The organism is Streptomyces sp. NPDC047085, from assembly GCF_040643735.1.
Taxonomy (GTDB): Bacteria; Actinomycetota; Actinomycetes; order Streptomycetales; family Streptomycetaceae; genus Streptomyces.
Genome location: NZ_JBEYUW010000014.1, coordinates 81,199 through 99,557, shown reverse-complemented (window position 1 = coordinate 99,557; position 18,359 = coordinate 81,199). Strand labels below are relative to the sequence as shown.

The following is an 18,359-nucleotide window of genomic DNA, read 5'->3' as shown; positions in this document are numbered from 1 at the left end:
CCGCGCACCGCCGTGGCGAAACTCGCCGAACCCCTTCGTGACGTGGGAAATCACCGCTCCGAAGGCATCATTGACGGATCGTCGGCAACCCGATACCACTGACCCAGCTCGGCCCCGCACGCCCCGTCACGCCCGCCCGTCCCAGGAGGCAGCATTGCGAGGATCCGCCACCGACCCCACGTCCGTACCCGGCCACAGACATCTGCGGCGGACCGCCGGCACGCTGGCCTCCGCCGCGCTGCTGCTGCCCCTGCTCGGTGCCGCCCCGGCCCAGGGCGCCACCGAGTCGTCCGCGGCCGACCGACTGCAGAGCGCCTTCGCCGGCGCCGCCGACGAGTACCACGTACCGCAGAGCGTCCTGCTGGCCGTCTCCTACCTCCAGTCCCGCTGGGACTCGCACGCCGGGGCGCCCAGCGTGACCGGTGGCTACGGCCCGATGCACCTCACCGACGCCCGTACCGCCCTCGCCACCACGGAACACTTCGCCGAGGGCTCCGAGGACGCCCGCGGTGACAGCGCCCGCGAGGCCCTGCACCCCGACATCAAGGTCCCGGACGAGTCGGCGCTTCCGGCCCGGCTCTCGACGCTGACCAAGGCGGCCGAGCTGACCGGGATCCCGGCGGACCGGCTGCGCACCGATCCGGCGGCCAACGTGGCCGGCGGCGCCGCGCTGCTCGCCGCCGCGCAGAAGGACATGGACGAGCCGCTGAGCGCCGACCCGGCCGACTGGTACGGCTCGGTGGCCCGCTTCTCCGGCGCCGACGACACGGCGACCGCGGCGGCGTACGCGAACGACGTGTACGACGTGCTGCGCACCGGTGAGGAGCGCAGCACGGACGACGGCCAGCTGGTCGCGCTGGCCGCCCAGCCGGACCTCGCCGCCGACACCGCCCAGCTGCGGCGGACCGGTCTGCGCACCGTGAAGGCGGACGGCGTGGAGTGCCCGGCGTCGGTGTCCTGCGTGTCGGTCCCGGCCCCGTACGCGGAGTTCGGCGCCGGCGACTACGGCAACCACGACCTCGGCGACCGTCCCGTCTCGCAGCGCATCAAGTACATCGTCATCCATGACACCGAGGGCGCCTGGGACGGGGTGATGAACCTGATCCAGGACCCGACCTATGTGTCCTGGAACTACACCATCCGCTCCACCGACGGGCTGATCGCCCAGCACGTCAAGGCGAAGGACGTGGCCTGGCACGCGGGCAACTGGGACGTCAACGCCCGGTCCGTCGGCATCGAGCACGAGGGCTTCCTCGCCTCGCCGGACGCCTGGTACACGGAGGCCATGTACCGGTCCTCGGCGCGGCTGGTGAAGTACCTGGCGCGTACGTACGACATCCCGCTGGACCGGCAGCACATCCTGGGCCACGACAACGTGCCGGGGCCGACCACCTCGACCATTCCCGGCATGCACACGGACCCGGGTCCGTACTGGGACTGGCGGCACTATTTCCAGCTGCTCGGCCACCCCTTCGAGCGCACGGGCGGCAAGCACGCCGGGCTGGTGACGATCCGGCCGGACTACGCGGCGAACCAGCCGGTGTACTCGGGCTGCACCACCAGCGGTGTGCCCTGCACGGCGCACGGCTCCAGCGAGGTGCGGCTGTACACCGACCACGACGTGAACGCGCCGCTGATCAAGGACATCGGTCTGAAGACCAGCCCGACCAACGGGGTGAACGACCTGTCCTCGCGGGTCTCCACCGGCCAGCAGTTCGCGATCGCCGACCACTGGGGCGACTGGACGGCCATCTGGTACCTCGGGCAGAAGGCGTGGTTCCAGAACCCGGCCAAGGAGCCGACGGCGGTGCCCGCGTCCGGTCTGCTCCTCACCCCGAAGGACGGCGTGGCGAGCATCCCGGTGTACGGGCGCGCGTACCCGGAGAAGGAGGCCTACCCGGCGGGCGTGCCCGCGCAGTCGGTGGTGCCGCTGCCGTACACCGTCCCGGCGGGTCAGAAGTACGTGGTCGGTGATGTGATGCCGGGCGAGTACTACTACGCGGTCACGTTCACCCCCGACTCGCACCGGGTCGTGATCGGCAAGGACCTGTACTACGAGATCCAGTACGGCCACCGGGTGGCGTTCGTCCGTGCGGCGGACGTCCGTCTGGAGGGCTCCGTCGGCTAGCCGGGGGGCTGCCCCGGCCGGCGCGTCAGCCCTGCTGGAAAAGCTCCGCCGGGAGCGGCTTCAGCAGGGCGTACAGGTCGTCCGTGATGGGGCGGTCCCAGGCGGCGATCGTCACCAGGACGCCGTCGCTGCGGTCGAACTGCACGCAGGAGATCCGGCTCTCGGAGAGCTTCAGGCGGCGCACGATCAGGAGGTTGTCGCCCTGCAGGACGGGGGTGTCCTCGGTGCCGACGACGGTGACCTCCTCGTCGTTCTCCAGCGCCAGCAGCAGCTGGCCGACCTCGAAGGGGATCTCGCCCTCGGTGACGTCCCGGGCCGGGGAGCCCTCGGGGAGATTGCCGATGATCATGGCGGGGCCGCGGCCGCCGAAGAGGTCGTAGCGCAGGAAGACGCCCTGGCAGGAGCCGTCGGGGGCGGGCAGCAGGCCCGCGCCGAGATTGCCCGGCCAGTCGCCCGGGTCCATGGCCAGCACGTCGAAGTCGGGTCCGGCGGGAGTGGCGCTGCGGCGGCGGAGGAACGACATGCCGCCATGGTACGTGCCCGGGCGTGTTCGATGACGTGCGGGCGCTTCGTCGGCGTCGCCCGAGCGGACGTGTCCGTCACGCAGCGTGCCGGGGCGGGGCGCGTCACTCCTCCGGCTCAGCGGGCGGCACGACGGCCACCGGGCTCGCGGCGTGCAGCAGGACGGCCTGGGTGACCGAGCCCATCATGCGGGCCGGGGCGAGCAGCCGGCGCCGGTGGCGGCCGACGACGACCAGGTCGGCGTCCCGGGAGGCGGCGACGAGGTGTCCGGCCGCGTCGCCCGGCAGGACCTCGATGTCGGCGCGGACCTCGGGATGCCGGGTGCGCTGCGGCGCGAACGAGCCTTCGGCGAGGGAGCGGGTCTCGTTCTCGACGGCCTCCTGGTCGACCGGCGGGGGCACCAGCTGCCCGGGCGCCGACCAGGTCTGCACGGGCCACGGGTAGGCGCTGATCACCTGGACGCGGGCGCCGCGCAGCGCGGCCTCGGTGAAGGCGAGGTCGAGCGCGGCCTCCTCGGGGCTGTCGACGTGCAGGCCGACGACCACCCGGGGCCCGGGTTCGGGGGTGCCCTCGCCGTGGACCTCGCGGCCGGGCCGGGGGACGACCACCACGGGGCACGCGGCGTCCCGTGCGCAGGCCAGTCCGTTGGAGCCCAGCAACAGGCTGGCGAAACCGCCGCGGCCGCGCGAGCCCAGCACCAACAGCTGGGCGTCCGTACCGAGTTCGGGCAGCACCGCGCCCGGCACACCCTCCACCGCGACGTACTCCACGGCCGGCGTGCCCGCACGCTCCCGCAGCAGGGCGCGCACCTCGTCGAGGACCGGGTCACCCCCCTCGTCGGGCGGCCCCGCGACCAGGACGTCCGCCTGGCCCCAGGCCGCGTACTGCCGTACGTGCACCACCCTGAGCGGTGCCGCGCGGCGACGGGCGGCGTCCAGGGCCCACTCCAGCGCGCGCAGGCTGTCCTCAGAGCCGTCGACCGCGGCGATGACCGGCGCAGCGCTCATCGTTCCTCACCTCCGGTGTGCGACCTTCCCCTTGCTGGGGCCAGCCTGGCTCAGGCGGCGGCCCGGCAGGGCGTGACCGGTCGCGTGTCCGGAAATCCGGCCGGAACTCCCCCGGTTCGGCCCGCGCCGGAGGTGACCCGGGAAGCCGGCTCAGGAAGTCGGCTCAGGAAGCCGGATCAGGTGAGGTCGAACTCGCCGTCGCGGGCCCCGGAGACGAAGGCGCCCCACTCGGCGGGGGTGAAGATCAGGGAAGGGCTTTCCGGCCGCTCGCTGTTGCGCATCGCGATGAATCCCTCGACGAAGGCGATCTGGACGTCGCCCAGCCCTCGGCTGCTGGACTGCCACTCGGCCTTGCTGAGGTCCAGTTCCGGCTTGTCCCAGCCCATGAGCGGCTGCTGCTGGGTGATGCTCTCGGCCACGTCCGTGCTCCTCCCGGTTCGTCGTCCGCGGTCAGCCTAGCGACCGCTTACGACGGCCGACAGGCCGTGTCATGAGGACCTTTCAGGAGTCCGTCAGGAGTCCGGGGGTTCGGATCCCACCAGCCACATGGAGAAGAACTGCGAACCGCCGCCGTAGGCGTGGCCGAGCACCTTCCGGGCGCCGTCCACCTGGTGTTCCCCGGCCTGTCCGCGCACCTGGAGGGCGGCCTCGGCGAAGCGGATCATGCCGGAGGCGCCGATGGGGTTGGTGGACAGCACCCCGCCCGACATGTTGACGGGCAGGTCCCCGTCCAGCTCGGTCACCCCGGACTCGGTGAGCTTCCAGCCCTCGCCCTCGGCGGCGAAGCCGAGGTTCTCCAGCCACATGGGCTCGTACCAGGAGAACGGGACGTACATCTCGACGGCGTCGATGTCGCGACGCGGGTCGGCGATGCCGGCCTCCCGGTAGACGTCGGCGGCGCAGTCCTTGCCGGCCTGCGGGGAGACGAAGTCCTTGCCGGCGAAGAGGGTCGGCTCGCTGCGCATGGCGCCGCCGAGCAGCCAGGCGGGCGGCCGGGGCGCGCGGGCGGCTCCGGCGCGGTCGGTGAGGATCATGGCGCAGGCGCCGTCGGAGGACGGGCAGGTCTCGGAGTAGCGGATGGGGTCCCAGAGCATGGGCGAGGCCTGGACCTTCTCCAGGGTGAGGTCGTGTTCGTGGAGGTGGGCCCAGGGGTTCTTCAACGCGTTGCGCCGGTCCTTGTAGGCGACGAGGGAGCCGATGGTGTCGGGTGCGCCGCTGCGCCGCATGTAGGCGCGGACGTGCGGGGCGAAGAAGCCGCCGGCGCCGGCGAGGAGCGGCTGCTGGAAGGGGATCGGCAGCGACAGGCCCCACATGGCGTTGGACTCGGACTGCTTTTCGAAGGCGAGGGTGAGCACGGTGCGGTGGACGCGGGCCGCGACGAGGTTCGCGGCGACGAGCGCGGTGGATCCGCCGACCGAGCCGGCGGTGTGCACCCGCAGCAGGGGCTTTCCGACCGCGCCGAGGGCGTCGGCGAGGTACAGCTCGGGCATCATCACGCCCTCGAAGAAGTCGGGCGCCTTGCCGATGACGACGGCGTCGATGTCGGCCCATGACAACCCGGCGTCGTCCAGGGCCCGCCCGGCCGCCTCCCGGACGAGTCCGGCGATCGACACGTCCCGGCGGGCCGCCACGTGCTTGGTCTGGCCGATCCCTACGACGGCCACGGGCTCCTTGCTCATCGTGGATCCCCTTCGAGTACGGCGACCAGGTTCTGCTGGAGGCAGGGGCCGGAGGTGGCGTGGGCGAGGGCGCGGTCGGAGTCCCCGCGGTGGACACGGGCGGCGGCCTCGCCTATACGGACGAGCCCGGCGGCCATGACGGGGTTGGCGGCGAGCGCGCCGCCGGAGGGGTTGACGCGCACACGGTCGTCGAGCCGGAGCGCCTTGCGCAGCACGATCTCCTGCGAGGAGAACGGCGCGTGCAACTCGGCGGTGTCGACGGGCCGTTCGAAGGCGCCGGCCCGTTCGGCCGCGAGCCGGGTGGACGGGGAGTCGGTCAGGTCGCGCACGCCCAGCGCGTGGGCCTCGACACGGTGGTCGATGCCCCGGATCCAGGCGGGCCGCTCGCACAGCTCGCGGGCCCGCTCCCCGGCCGCGAGGATCACGGCGGCGGCGCCGTCGCCGACGGGCGGGCAGTCGCCGGCGCGCAGGGGCCGTACGACGTAATCGCCCTGGGGTACCGGGCCGTTGAGCTGGGCGTGCGGGTTGGCGGCGGCGTCGGCCCGGCTGCGTGCGGCGACGCCGGCGAGGGCCGTCTCGTCGGTGTCGCCCGCGTCGATGAGGGCCTGCGCCTGGAGCGCGGCCAGGGCGACGGAGTCGGGCCACAGCGGGGCGACGTAGTACGGGTCGAGCTGCCGGGTCAGCACGTCGCGGACCGAGCCGGGTGAGGACTTGCCGTAGGAGTAGACGAGGGCGGTGTCGGCGTCCCCGGTGAGCAGCTTCGTCCACGCCTCGTACAGCGCCCAGGCGCCGTCCATCTCGACGTGGGACTCGGAGATGGGCGGCCAGGCGCCGACGCCGTCGAGGGCGAGGGTGAAGGAGAAGGCGCGGCCGGCGAGGTAGTCGCTGGAGCCGGAGCAGGTGAAGCCGATGTCCGCCGTCCTCAGCCCGGTCTGTGCGAGCACGTCGTGCAGCACGGGCATGAGCATCTCGACCTCGGAGGACTCCTCGGTGGAGCGCCGGTGGGCGGTCTGGGCGAAGGCGACGACCGCGATGTCCCGGCCGCCCGGTGCTCCCGCGCTGGTCACAGCAGCTCCTTGTAGGTGTCGTAGTCGGCGTCGGGTTCGCCGGTCGGCCGGTAGTGGTCGGGGTAGCGCGCTCCGGGCGTCCACACCGGCTCGACCCGCAGGCCCATGCGCACCTCGTCGTAGGGGATGCCGCCGATCCGGGCGTGCAGGGCGAGGTCGGCGCCGTCGAGGGCGATGTGCGCGTAGACGTACGGCACCTCGATGTCGAGGTTCCTGGCCTTGATGTTGACGATGCAGAACGTGGTGACCGTGCCGCGGGGACCCACTTCGACCCGTTCGGATGTGGCGAGGCCACATGTGGGGCACGCACCCCTCGGCGGGACGTACACCTTGCGGCAGGACGGGCAGCGCTCACCGACGGTCCGCTGCTCGGAGAGGGCCTCGATGTACGCGGACTGGGCGCGGCCGGGCGAGTAGGTGTAGTCGAGGCGTGCCGGGGTGACGATGCCGGTCACCGGGTTCTCGAACACGCCGGTGTGGCCGCCCGGTTGTTCCGGTTCACCGTCGTACGGCTCGAAGCAGGCGATGTCGGTGATGGCGCCGGAGCGCTCGCCGGCCCAGCGGACGCGGACGCGCATGCCGGTGCGCACGGCGTCCGGGCCCGGGGCGTCCAGGGCGTGCAGCAGGGCGGTGTCGGCGCCGTCGAGCCGGACCAGGACCCAGGCGAAGGGGGCGGCGAGGGGCTGGCCGCGGCGGGGTTCGTGGTTCCAGGCCCAGGTGGTGACCGTGCCCGTGGGGGCGACCTCGGCGAGGTCGCGGATCTCCTCGGAGGTGACGGGGTCGTACTCCACGGGCGGGACGAGGATCCGGCCGTCGGCGGTCCGCACCCCGAGGATCCGGCGTTCGCGCAGCCCGGTGAGGAAGGCGCTCTGGACGGGACCGAGGGACCGGGTGAAGGGGAACTCGACGACGAGGGGCGCTTTGAGGACTTCGGGCATCCTGCGGGACTCCTTCGGCGGTTCAGGCGCGCTTGTAGACGGGGGGCCGCTTCTCCGCGAAGGCGCGGGCGCCTTCCTTGGCGTCGGCGGTGTCGAAGACCGGCCAGCCGCGGGCGAGTTCCGCCGCGAGCCCGTCGGTCTCCGTCATCTCCGCGGTCTCGTACACCGACGCCTTGACGGCCTCGACGGCGAGCGGTCCGCAGGCGTTGATCCGCTCGGCGATCTCCAGTGCCGCGGCGAGCGCGGTGCCGTCGGGCACGACGTGTCCGACCAGCCCGATGCGGGCGGCCTCCGCCGCGTCGTACGGCCGCCCGGTGAGCAGCATCTCCAGGGCGTGGGTGCGCGGGATCTGGCGTTGCAGCCGGACCGTCGAGCCGCCGATCGGGAACAGGCCGCGTCTGACCTCGAAGAGGCCGAAGGTCGCGGACGCCCCGGCGACGCGGATGTCGGTGCCCTGCAGGATCTCGGTGCCCCCGGCCACGCAGTACCCCTCGACGGCGGCGATCACCGGTTTGCGGGGGCGGTGGTGGCGGAGCATGGCCTTCCAGTGCAGGTCGGGGTCGGCGGTGAGCCGGTCCCGGTACTGCTGCCCGGCCATGCCGTCCCCGGCCAGGGCCTTGAGGTCCATGCCGGCGCAGAAGGATCCGCCGGCCCCGGTGAGCACGATCGAGCGGATCGTGTCGTCCTCGTCGGCCTCGGTCCAGCCGTCGTGGAGACCGACGAGCATCGGCAGTGAGAGCGCGTTCTTCGCTTCGGGCCGGTTGAGCGTGAGCACGAGTGTGGCGCCTTCGCGCTGCACGGTGAGGTGTTCGGTCCCACCCATGGGCCATCTCCCCTCGGTAAGAACGAGAACAGGTTGCAGGAGGCGGGGAGGCACTTCAAGGGTTTTCTGACATGCAGTCAGATTTCTTCCGCGCGGACCCTTCACACTTGCGGCGCCCTTTGCTCTGATGACCGGCGGACCGACAGATGCGCCTTTCTTCGTCAGGGCTGCCGGGGTCAGGAGGAGCGGTGGAGTACAACCTTGCCGACCTGTTCGAGTCGGTCGTCGACGTGGTCCCGGACCGCGAGGCGCTCGTGTACCTCGACCATCCGGGCACCGGCGCCGAACGCCGCCTGACGTACGCGGAGCTGGACGCGGCGGCCAACCGCGTCGCCCACCATCTGATCGACAGCGGGATACGGCCCGGGGAACACCTGGGCCTGCATCTGTACAACGGCGTCGAGTATCTGCAGACGGTGCTGGCCTGCCTGAAGGCGAGGATCGTTCCCGTCAACGTCAACTATCGATACGTGGAAGAGGAGTTGGTTTACCTCTACCGGGACGCGGATCTGGTCGCGCTGGTCTTCGACGCGGAGTTCGCCGGCCGGGTGGCGGCCGCCCTGCCGCGTGCGCCGAAGCTGCGGCACCTGCTCCAGGTCGGTGCGGGCGGCGGGGAGGCGCCCGGCGTCGTCCCGCGCGAGGTGCCGGGTGCCGTGCCGACCGAGGTGCCGGGTGCCGTGCCGTTCGCGCGGGCCGAGGCGGCCGGATCGCCCGGCCGGGGCTTCCCGGCGCGTTTGGGAGACGACCAGTTCATCATCTACACGGGCGGCACGACCGGCATGCCCAAGGGCGTGATGTGGCGCCAGGAGGACCTGTTCTTCGCGGGTCTGGGCGGCGGGGCGCCGACGGGTGAGCCGGTGAAGGCGCCGGAGGAGCTGGCCGAGCGGGTCGCGGCGGGCGGGTCCGGGATCACCTTCTTCCCCACTCCCCCGCTGATGCACGGCACGTCCACCCTCACCGCGTTCATCGGCTTCAACTTCGGCCAACGGGTCGTCCTGCACCGCCGGTTCGTGCCGGAGGAGGTGCTGCGGACCGTGGCGAAGGAGAAGGTCACCAGCATGTCCCTGGTCGGCGACGCGATGCTGCGGCCGCTGATCGACGCCCTCGACGGCCCGATGAAGGGCACGGACTGCTCGGCGCTGTTCAGCGTGTCCTCGTCCGGCGCGATCATGTCGGAGACGGTGCGCGGGCAGTTCCGCGAACGCGTCCCGAACGCCCTCCTGCTGAACAACTTCGGCTCCTCCGAGTCCGGCTTCAACGGCACGGCGACGGAGGACTCGGGACCCGAGCGGGGCTTCCGCATCCGGGTCAACTCCCGTACGCAGGTGGTGGATCCGGCCACGCACGAGCCGGTGGCCGTGGGCGAGGTCGGCCGCGTCGCCCAGTGCGGTCACGTCCCGCTGGGCTACTACAACGACCCGCGGAAAACGGCGGAGACGTTCTTCGAGAAGGACGGGCAGCGCTGGGTACTGCTGGGCGACATGGCGACGGTGGACGAGGAAGGCGTGGTCACCGTGCTCGGGCGGGGCTCGCAGTGCATCAACACCGGCGGCGAGAAGGTGTATCCGGAGGAGGTCGAGCAGGCTCTCAAGGCGCATCCGGACGTGTACGACGCGCTGGTCGCCGGGGTGCCGGACGCGAAGTGGGGCAACCATGTGGCGGCCGTGGTCCAGTTGCGCGAGGGTGCCCGTCGGCCGTCCCTGACCGACATCCAGGACCACTGCCGGGCCCGGCTGGCCGGCTACAAGATCCCCCGCCAGCTGGTGATCACGGACGCCGTCCGGCGCTCCCCGAGCGGCAAGGCGGACTACCGGTGGGCGCGCGAGGTGGCGGTGGCGGCGGACCGGTAGGCACTCATCCGTACAGGAACGGCTCCAGCACGGCGAGGTACTCCTCCGGCCGCGTCCCGTGCACCAGGTGCCCGGCGTCGACGGTCACCAGTCGGGTGTCCGGGATCAGCTCCGCCAGCTGCGCGACCTGGTCCTGCGGGACATGGCTGGTGGGACCACCCGCGATCACCAGCGTCGGCATGGTGATCCGGCCCATGTGGTCCCACCACACAGGATCGGGCGCGCTGATCTGCTCGTCGGTGACCCGCACCATGGCCCAGTCGAACGGCAGCTCCCCCTCGGGCCGCTCGGCGGGCGGCCGGGGCGGATCGAGCGGCCGCAGCGCGTACACGTCCTCCAGCACCAGACGCCGTACGACCTGGGGATGGCGCTGCGCCAGCAGGTACGCCACGATGCCGCCCAGCGAATGGCCCACGACATCGGCCCTGTCGATCCGGAGGACGGCGAGCAGGGCGCGGACGTCCTCGCTCATCGCCTCGAACCCGTAGTCCCCGGGCCGGTCGCTGCGTCCGTGGCCGCGCAGGTCGGGGGCGTGCACCCGGCGGGCGTGCGGGGGCGCGGCGAGCCGTTCGGCGATCGCGGTCCAGTCCGCGCCGTCGGCACCCCGGCAGTGCAGCAGCAGGACGGGCGGCGCGTCCTCGGGGCCCCAGCTGCGGCAGGCCAGGGTGATGCCGTTCGCCTCGACGGTGTGCGGCAGGGCGGTGTCCATGCCGGGCACGCTAACGGGCCGGTCCGTCCCCGGGCGGTCTACTTCGCCGAGGGCAGAGCGGTGTCGGTGGCGCCGTCGAGGAAGGCGAGGGTGCGGCGGACGAAGTACTCGGCGTCGTCCAGCCACGGGTAGTGGGCGGCGCCGGGCTGGACGGTGAACTCGGCGTCCGGGAAGACCTCGGCGGCGCGGCGCGCGAGGTCGGGGCGCGGTCCTCCGTCGACTTCGCCGGCGTACACCAGGACCGGGGCGGTCAGCGCGGCGAGGGCGGCCCGGGTGGCGTCCGGGGTGAAGGCGCCGTCGGCGAAGTAGCGGTCGCCGGCCTCGTCGTTGGTCTGCCGCTCCTCGGGCTCGGTATGGGCCCGGACGGCGTCGTCCCAGCGGCCGTAGAAGAACGGCAGGAACACCTCGTCGAAGTCGGCGCCGCCCGTGAGCCATGCCTCGAACGCGGGGAACGCCTCGGCGAACCACGGCTCGCCCGACCGCAGCCGGGCCGCGGCCAGCCGGTCCTCGGGCGTGGTCCGCAGGCCGAGGGCCGACGCGTTGGGGGTGACCAGGACCAGCCGCCGGATCCGGTGCGGATGGCGGGCCGCGTAGAGCAGCGCCAGGCAGGCGCCCGCCGAGTGGGCGAGCAGGTCCATGTGCTCCAGACCCATGTGGGCACGCCACGTCTCCACGTCCTCGACCATCCGGTCGCAGCGGTACGTCGCCGGGTCCGCCGGCACCGCCGAGTCGCCGGTGCCCCGCAGGTCGAGCAGGGCGAGGCGGCGGTGCTCCGCCAGCCCGCCCAGGTCACCGAGGTAGACGGAGGCCCGCATGGGCCCGCCGGGCAGCACGGCGAGCGGCTCGCCGTCGCCCCGGAGGTGGTAGGCGAGCCGGGTACCGTCGGCGGTGGTGAAGATCGGCATGCACACGATCATCCCGTTCCGCCTCCCGGCGCCGCAACGGCTTTGGGCCCCGTTCCGGGCGAGGGCGAGGTCCGGCGGGAAAATCCTGGTCCGCCTCTTGCCTGGAGCCGGATGGCCTGAATTACTGGCCCCGAACAGTTCGACCGAATGATCGGTCGTCCGTATTGTGAGGCTGACGAGGGAGAAGTCCCGATGGCGGATGCGACGGACCTGCTCGACGCGGGCGAGAGGCTCGGGCCGGAGGAGCTGCGGGCGCTGCAGTTGGAGCGGCTGCGCGCCTCGCTGCGGCACGCCTACGACCATGTGCCCTTCTACCGGGAGTCCTTCGACAAGGCCGGTGTCCGTCCGGAGGACTGCCGTTCGCTCGCCGACCTCGCCCACTTCCCCTTCACCACCAAGACCGACCTGCGGGACAACTACCCGTACGGCATGTTCGCCGTGCCCCGGGACCGTGTACGCCGCCTCCATGCCTCCAGTGGCACCACGGGGCTGCCCACGGTGGTCGGCTACACGGACAACGATCTTTCGGTGTGGGCCGACATGGTGGCGCGCTCGATCCGCGCGGCGGGCGGCCGGCCCGGCGACGTCGTGCATGTGGCCTACGGCTATGGGTTGTTCACCGGTGGCCTGGGCGCCCACTATGGCGCCGAACGCCTGGGCTGTACGGTCGTACCCGCGTCCGGCGGCATGACGGCCCGCCAGGTGCAGCTGATCCGGGATCTCGAACCCGGCGTCATCATGGTCACCCCGTCCTACATGCTCACGCTGCTCGACGAGTTCGAACGGCAGGGCGTGGACCCGCGTGGCACCTCGTTGCGGGTGGGGATCTTCGGCGCCGAGCCCTGGACCGAGCAGATGCGGCGCGAGATCGAGGAGCGGTTCGCGATCGACGCCGTCGACATCTACGGGCTGTCCGAGGTGATCGGCCCGGGTGTCGCCCAGGAGTGTGTGGAGACCAAGGACGGCCTCCATGTGTGGGAGGACCACTTCTATCCGGAGGTCGTCGACCCGATCACGGGCGAGGTGCTGCCCGAGGGTGAGCAGGGCGAGTTGGTCTTCACCTCGCTGACCAAGGAGGCCATGCCGATCGTCCGGTACCGGACCCGGGACCTCACGCGGCTGCTGCCGGGCACGGCCCGGGTGTTCCGCCGGATGGAGAAGATCACCGGGCGCAGCGACGACATGGTGATCCTCCGCGGGGTCAATCTGTTCCCGACCCAGATCGAGGAGATCGTGCTGCGCACGCCCGCCGTGGCGCCGCACTTCCAGCTGCGGCTGACCCGGGAGGGCCGCCTCGACGCCCTCACGGTACGGGCCGAGGCCCGCCCCGGCGCGACGCCCGAGGCACGGGACGCGGCGGCCCTGTCGATCGCCGCCGCGGTGAAGGACGGCATCGGGGTGTCCGTGGCCGTGGAGATCGTGGAGCCGGAGTCGCTGGAGCGGTCGGTGGGCAAGATCCGCCGGATCGTGGATCTGCGGCCGCGCTAGCCGGCGCCGCCCTCCCCCGGCACGCGCACGCGTCCCGGCGGGGTCGGCACAGACCGACGCCCCACCCCGGCTCCCCTCGTGGAGGGGCCGGGGTGGGGCGTTCGTCCGTACCGGTCGGGCCGGACCCTGGAGCATCACGCGAGGACGGCCGCGGTCAGGGCGAGGCCGGCGGCACCGAAGACGATGACGTGGCGGGCGTTCTGCAGGACCCAGACCCAGCGCGGGAAGCCGGATTCGGCGGCCTTGAGCAGGGCGGCGACGTCGATACGGGCCAGTTCGGGGTCGCCCTTGCGGGCGAAGGCGGCCTGCACGGAGCTGGTGGCGGTCAGGTTGCTCCACAGGATCACGCAGTTGATGGCCAGGACCAGGCCGAGCACGATCCAGTTCAGCACCCCGGTCCACGAGCTGCCGGCCAGGTTGAGGGCGGCGGTCGCGGCCAGGACGGTCGCGATGGACACCGGCGCCCAGGTCTCGTGCCCGCCGGCGTCGAACCGCATCCCGTTCTCCTCCAGGACCGTGGTGCGCACGCCCTGACGGCGCAGCTCGGCGTGCGCGGCGCTGGTGGCGGTGGCGCCGAAGCGGGCCCGGACCACCGGGATGCTGAGGAAGGCGCCGGCGACGGACAGCTGCATGGCGGCGATGAATGCGTTCATGGTCGTTTCCCCTTCACGGTGAGCGCCGCCCGGCCCGACGCCGGAGCGCTTGAACTAAGTGCAAGAACAAGGTAGCACCGAGACTTGCACTTAGTGCAAACCGGGAGCTGAACTTAGTGCAAGTTGGCTTGAACTTAGTTCATGAGGCCGGAAAGGGGCCCGAAGAGCCCGTACGGGGCCGGGAGGAGCCGGAAGGGGCAGGAAGGCGCCGGAGGGGTGCCCCGCCGGCTAGCCGCCGAACCGCTCCCGCAGTTCCCGCTTGAGAATCTTCCCACTGGCGTTGCGCGGCAGCTCGGAGACGAACAGCACTCGCTTCGGCGCCTTGAAGGCGGTGAGCTTCTCGCGCACGTGGGCGATGAGCGCGTCCTCCGTCACGTCGCCGCGCGGGACGACGACCGCCGTGACGGCCTCGATCCACCGCTCGTCGGGCAGGCCGATCACGGCGGCCTCGGCGACGGACTCGTGCGTGTAGAGCGCGTCCTCGACCTGGCGCGAAGCCACCAGCACCCCACCGGAGTTGATGACGTCCTTCACCCGGTCGACGATCGTGAAGTAGCCGTCCGCGTCCCGCACCGCGAGGTCGCCGGAGTGGAACCAGCCGCCCCGGAACGCCTCGGCGGTCTCCTCGGGCTTGTCCCAGTAGCCCTCGCACAGCTGCGGTGAGCGGTAGACGATCTCGCCGGGCGTGCCGTCGGGCACGTCCTCGTCCTTGTCGTCGACCACCCGGGCGTCCACGAACAGCACGGTCCTGCCGCAGGAGTCCATCCGGCCGTCGTGCTCGTCGGGGGCGAGGACCGTGGCCAGGGGGCCGATCTCGCTCTGCCCGAAGCAGTTGTAGAAGCCGAGCCCCGGCAGCCGTTCACGCAGTCGTCGCAGCACGGGCACCGGCATGATCGAGGCGCCGTAGTAGGCCTTGCGCAGGCCGCCGAGGTCCCGGGTGGCGAAGTCGGGGCGGTTCGCCAGGCCGATCCAGACGGTGGGCGGGGCGAACAGGCTGTCCACACGGCCCGCTTCGATCAGGTCGAAGAGGCGGTCGCCGTCCGGCGCGTCCAGAAGGATGTTGGTCGCGCCGACCGCGAGGTAGGGCAGCAGGAAGACGTGCATCTGCGCCGAGTGGTACAGCGGCAGCGCGTGCACGGGCCGGTCGCCGGCGCTCAGGTCGAGGGCGGTGATGGCGCTCAGGTACTCGTGCACCAGCGCCCGGTGGGTCATCATCGCGCCCTTGGGCAGCGCGGTGGTCCCGGAGGTGTACAGCAGCTGCACCAGGTCCTCGGTGCGCGGTTCGGGCCCGTCGTACGGCGGCGTGTCCGGCAGCCGGGCGAGCAGTGAGTCCGGCGCGTCCCGCAGGGTCATCACCCGTACGCCGTCCGGGAGTCGTCCGGCGAGGTCCGGGTCGGCGAGCACGAGTGCGCTGCCCGACTGGCCGACGATGTACGCCAGGTCGGCGCCGGTGAGGTTCTGGTTGACCGGCACGTGGACCAGGCCCGCGCGGGCGCAGGCCAGGAAGGCGATCAGGTAGGCGTCGGAGTTGTGGCCGTAGGCGCCGACGCGGTCGCCGGGGCCGAGGCCCTGGGCGAGCAGCAGGGCGGCGGCGCGGGAGACGGCGTCGTCGAGTTCCTCGTACGTCCAGGTGCGCTCCCGGTACTCCAGCGCGACGCGCGCCGGGGTGCGTCGGGCGCTGCGCCGCAGCACCCCGTCGACCGTGCTGCCGTGTCCCTGCGTCATGACAGCCGATCCTCGGGCCGCCGGACCCGACAGGTCAAGAACCCTCACACCGGCCGTGCGCGCCCCTCCCAGTACGGGTCCCGCAGCCGGCGCTTGTAGAGCTTGCCGTTGGGGTCGCGGGGCATCTCGGCGATGAAGTCGACGCTCTTGGGGCGCTTGTACCCGGCGAGCCGCTCGGCGCAGTGGTCGAGGAGGGCGGCGGCGAGGTCCGGTCCGGGCTCGTGGCCGGGGGCGGGTTCGACGACGGCCTTGACCTCCTCGCCCCAGTCGTCGTGCGGGATGCCGAAGGCGGCGGCGTCGGCGACGGCGGGGTGGGCGAGCAGCGCGGACTCGATCTCGGCCGGGTAGATGTTGACCCCGCCGGAGATGATCATGTCGATCTTGCGGTCGCGGAGGAAGAGGTAGCCGTCCTCGTCCAGGTAACCCAGGTCGCCGACGGTGAAGAAGTCGCCGATGCGGTTCTTCCGGGTCTTGGCCTCGTCCTTGTGGTACGAGAACCCACCGGTGCTCATCTTCATGTACACGGTGCCGAGTCGACCGGGCGGCAGCCGGTCGCCGTCGTCGTCGAAGACGGCGAGTTCGCTGATGGGCCAGGCCTTGCCGACCGTGCCGGGCTTCTTCAGCCAGTCCTCGGCGGTGGCGAAGGCCCCGCCGCCCTCGCTGGCCGCGTAGTACTCCTCCACACAGTGCCCCCACCACTCGATCATGGCCCGCTTGACGTGGTCGGGGCAGGGGGCGGCGCCGTGGATGGCGTGCCGCATGGAGGACACGTCGTAGCGGGCCCTCACCTCGTCCGGGAGCGCGAGCAGGCGGTGGAACTGGGTGGGGACCATATGGGTGTGGGTGCACCGGTGGGTGTCGATGAGGCGGAGCATCTCCTCCGGGGTCCACTTGTCCATGAGGACCAGGCGGTGGCCGATGTGCAGGGACGCGCCCGCGAACTGGAGGACGGCCGTGTGGTAGAGCGGCGAGCAGACGAGGTGGACGTTGTCGTCGAACGGCCTGATGCCGAAGATGCCGAGGAAGCCGCCGAGGTAGGCCTCCTCGGGGGCCTTTCCGGGCAGCGGGCGGCGGATGCCGCGCGGGCGTCCGGTCGTACCGGAGGTGTAGTTCATGACCCAGCCGAGCGTGCGGTCGGCGGGCGCCGACTCGGGCTGTCCGGCGAGGAGTTCGGCGTACGGCCGGAAGCCGTCGATCGTGCCGGCCGCGTAGCGGTGGGTGGCGGGAAGACCCGCCTCGTCCGCCGCGTCGCGCGCGGCGGAGGCGTACCGCTCGTGCGCGATCAGTACCTTGGCGCCGGAGTCGGCGACGATCCAGGCGATCTCGGGTCCGACCAGGTGGTGGTTGACCGGGACGAGGTAGAACCCGGCCTGGGAGGCGGCCAGATAGGCGGTGAAGAACTCGACGCCGTTGGGCAGGACGACAGCGAAGGCGTCACCGCGCCGCAGGCCCGCCGCGCGCAGCCCGTGGACGAGCCGGTTGGCGGCGGCGTGCAGGCGTCCGGCGGTCCACTGCTCGCCGTCGGGGGCGATCAGGACGGTGCGGTCGGGGTTCTGGGCGGCCTGGGCCCAGAAGCCGGCGGGGGGTGTGCTCACGGCTGCGCTCACGACTGGCCGCTCCTTCCGGCGATGCGGTTGATGCGGTCGACGGCCTGCTCGAAGCCGCGGGTGAGGTCGTCGAAGACGGCCTGGACACTGCGTTCGCTGGTCATCCGGCCGACGATCTGCCCGACGGGCGTGCCGAGCAGCGGCTCGACCTCGTACTTCTGGATGCGGGAGACCGCCTCGGCGACCAGCAGTCCCTGCAGCGGCATGGGCAGGGTGCCGGGTCCGGCCGGGTCGTCCCAGGCGTCGGTCCACTCGGTACGGAGCTGACGGGCCGGTTTCCCGGTCAGGGCGCGGGAGCGGACGGTGTCCCCGGACCCGGCGGCCAGCAGCTTGCGGGTCAGGGCCGGGGAGTGCAGGTCTGCTTCTGTGGTGGTCAGCCATATGGAGCCCAGCCACACACCTTGGGCGCCGAGGCTGAGCGCGGCCGCCACCTGCTGTCCGCTGCCGATGCCCCCGGCGGCCAGCACGGGCAGCGGATCGACCGCCTCCACGACCTCGGGTGTCAGCACCATGGAGGCGATCTCCCCGGTGTGCCCGCCGGCCTCGTAGCCCTGGGCCACGACGATGTCGATGCCCGCCTCCTGGTGCTTGCGGGCGTGCCGGGCGCTGCCCGCGAGCGCGGCGACCAGCACGTCCCGGTCGTGGGCGCGGGCGACGACGTCGGCGGGCGGGGAGCCGAGCGCGTTGGCGAGCAGCCGGATCGGGTAGTCGAAGGCGACGTCGAGCTGGGTGCGGGCGACCTGCTCCATCCATCCGGTGATGCGCCACCCGGACGCCTCGCCCTCGGCCAGTTCCGGCACCCCGTGTGCGGCAAGCGTGTCCCGCACGAACTGCCGGTGCCCCTCGGGGATCATCGCCTCGACGTCGGCTTCGCTCAGTGTTTGATTTCTCGGGGCCTCCACCTTCTTCGCCGGCATCACCACGTCCAGCCCGTAGGGCCTGCCCTCGGCGTGCGCCTCGATCCAGTCCAGGTCCCGTTTGAGGTCGTCGGGGGCGGTGTAGCGGACCGCGCCGAGCACGCCGAAGCCGCCGGCCCGGCTGATGGCCGCGGCGACGGCCGGGAACGGCGTGAAGCCGAAGACGGCGTACTCGACTCCCAGTCTCTTGCTCAGCTCCGTCTGCATGCGCGCAGGATGCCGCAGTCCTCCGGACGACGGAAGAGTTTTACTGACGCTCAGTCAGATTCCTTCGGTCAGAATCCGTCGGTCGGATCCCATCGGTCAGAATCCTCGGCTCGGATCCCTTCGGTCGGATTCCT

16 protein-coding genes are annotated in these 18,359 nt (G+C 72.1%); 3 read left to right on the top strand and 13 right to left on the bottom strand.

Features of this window, described 5'->3' with window-relative positions; genetic code table 11:
• Window positions 1-154 precede the first annotated feature (154 nt).
• A complete protein-coding gene (locus ABZ865_RS35090) occupies window positions 155-2,128 on the top strand; it encodes a peptidoglycan recognition family protein (RefSeq protein ID WP_361239523.1) in 1,974 nt (657 codons plus the stop codon).
• A gap of 25 nt (window positions 2,129-2,153) precedes the next feature.
• On the opposite strand, the gene ABZ865_RS35085 is transcribed toward ABZ865_RS35090, so the two are convergent.
• The 7 genes from ABZ865_RS35085 to ABZ865_RS35055 form a co-directional block, all read right to left on the bottom strand.
• The gene (locus tag ABZ865_RS35085; protein WP_361239521.1) at window positions 2,154-2,651 is read right to left on the bottom strand and encodes a hypothetical protein; all 498 of its coding nucleotides are present in this window, start codon (window positions 2,649-2,651) and stop codon (window positions 2,154-2,156) included.
• A gap of 103 nt (window positions 2,652-2,754) precedes the next feature.
• Window positions 2,755-3,657 (bottom strand): universal stress protein, encoded by a 903-nt coding sequence (locus tag ABZ865_RS35080; RefSeq protein WP_361239519.1) that lies wholly within the window; start codon window positions 3,655-3,657, stop codon window positions 2,755-2,757.
• A 176-nt stretch (window positions 3,658-3,833) separates the two neighbouring features.
• Window positions 3,834-4,076 carry a DUF397 domain-containing protein gene (locus ABZ865_RS35075; protein ID WP_361239517.1) on the bottom strand — a complete coding sequence of 81 codons (243 nt, stop codon included), beginning with the start codon at window positions 4,074-4,076 and terminating at the stop codon, window positions 3,834-3,836.
• A 93-nt stretch (window positions 4,077-4,169) separates the two neighbouring features.
• The gene (locus ABZ865_RS35070; protein WP_361239515.1) at window positions 4,170-5,336 is read right to left on the bottom strand and encodes a thiolase domain-containing protein; all 1,167 of its coding nucleotides are present in this window, start codon (window positions 5,334-5,336) and stop codon (window positions 4,170-4,172) included.
• Window positions 5,333-6,403: a thiolase domain-containing protein gene (locus tag ABZ865_RS35065; protein WP_361239513.1), complete on the bottom strand. Its 1,071-nt coding sequence runs from the start codon at window positions 6,401-6,403 to the stop codon at window positions 5,333-5,335. The genes ABZ865_RS35070 and ABZ865_RS35065 overlap by 4 nt, the downstream gene beginning before the upstream one ends.
• A complete protein-coding gene (locus ABZ865_RS35060) occupies window positions 6,400-7,341 on the bottom strand; it encodes an OB-fold domain-containing protein (protein WP_361239511.1) in 942 nt (313 codons plus the stop codon). Before ABZ865_RS35060 ends, ABZ865_RS35065 begins: the two co-directional genes overlap by 4 nt.
• Window positions 7,342-7,363: 22 nt before the next feature.
• Window positions 7,364-8,164 carry a crotonase/enoyl-CoA hydratase family protein gene (locus tag ABZ865_RS35055; RefSeq protein ID WP_361239509.1) on the bottom strand — a complete coding sequence of 267 codons (801 nt, stop codon included), beginning with the start codon at window positions 8,162-8,164 and terminating at the stop codon, window positions 7,364-7,366.
• A 188-nt stretch (window positions 8,165-8,352) separates the two neighbouring features.
• On the opposite strand from ABZ865_RS35055, the gene ABZ865_RS35050 reads away from it, so the two are divergent.
• Window positions 8,353-10,014, top strand: a complete 1,662-nt coding sequence (locus tag ABZ865_RS35050) for an acyl-CoA synthetase (protein WP_361239507.1) — start codon at window positions 8,353-8,355, stop codon at window positions 10,012-10,014.
• Window positions 10,015-10,018: 4 nt separating this feature from the next.
• On the opposite strand, the gene ABZ865_RS35045 is transcribed toward ABZ865_RS35050, so the two are convergent.
• Together ABZ865_RS35045 and ABZ865_RS35040 are read right to left on the bottom strand one after the other, a co-directional pair.
• Window positions 10,019-10,723 (bottom strand): alpha/beta hydrolase, encoded by a 705-nt coding sequence (locus tag ABZ865_RS35045; protein WP_361239505.1) that lies wholly within the window; start codon window positions 10,721-10,723, stop codon window positions 10,019-10,021.
• A gap of 38 nt (window positions 10,724-10,761) precedes the next feature.
• Complete coding sequence (locus ABZ865_RS35040; protein ID WP_361239503.1) at window positions 10,762-11,628, bottom strand: alpha/beta hydrolase; 867 nt, start codon at window positions 11,626-11,628, stop codon at window positions 10,762-10,764.
• Window positions 11,629-11,820: 192 nt separating this feature from the next.
• On the opposite strand from ABZ865_RS35040, the gene paaK reads away from it, so the two are divergent.
• A complete protein-coding gene (gene paaK / locus ABZ865_RS35035; RefSeq protein ID WP_361239501.1) occupies window positions 11,821-13,116 on the top strand; it encodes a phenylacetate--CoA ligase PaaK in 1,296 nt (431 codons plus the stop codon).
• A gap of 134 nt (window positions 13,117-13,250) precedes the next feature.
• Here the strand turns inward: paaK and ABZ865_RS35030 are convergent, their stop codons facing one another.
• From ABZ865_RS35030 to ABZ865_RS35015, 4 genes are all read right to left on the bottom strand, one after another.
• Window positions 13,251-13,769 (bottom strand): hypothetical protein, encoded by a 519-nt coding sequence (locus ABZ865_RS35030; protein ID WP_361239499.1) that lies wholly within the window; start codon window positions 13,767-13,769, stop codon window positions 13,251-13,253.
• Between the two features lie 228 nt (window positions 13,770-13,997).
• Window positions 13,998-15,494 (bottom strand): acyl-CoA synthetase, encoded by a 1,497-nt coding sequence (locus ABZ865_RS35025; RefSeq protein WP_361239497.1) that lies wholly within the window; start codon window positions 15,492-15,494, stop codon window positions 13,998-14,000.
• 44 nt (window positions 15,495-15,538) lie between these two features.
• Window positions 15,539-17,089 carry an acyl-CoA synthetase gene (locus tag ABZ865_RS35020; protein WP_361239735.1) on the bottom strand — a complete coding sequence of 517 codons (1,551 nt, stop codon included), beginning with the start codon at window positions 17,087-17,089 and terminating at the stop codon, window positions 15,539-15,541.
• 8 nt (window positions 17,090-17,097) lie between these two features.
• Window positions 17,098-18,225, bottom strand: a complete 1,128-nt coding sequence (locus ABZ865_RS35015; RefSeq protein WP_361239495.1) for a nitronate monooxygenase family protein — start codon at window positions 18,223-18,225, stop codon at window positions 17,098-17,100.
• Window positions 18,226-18,359: the final 134 nt, after the last annotated feature.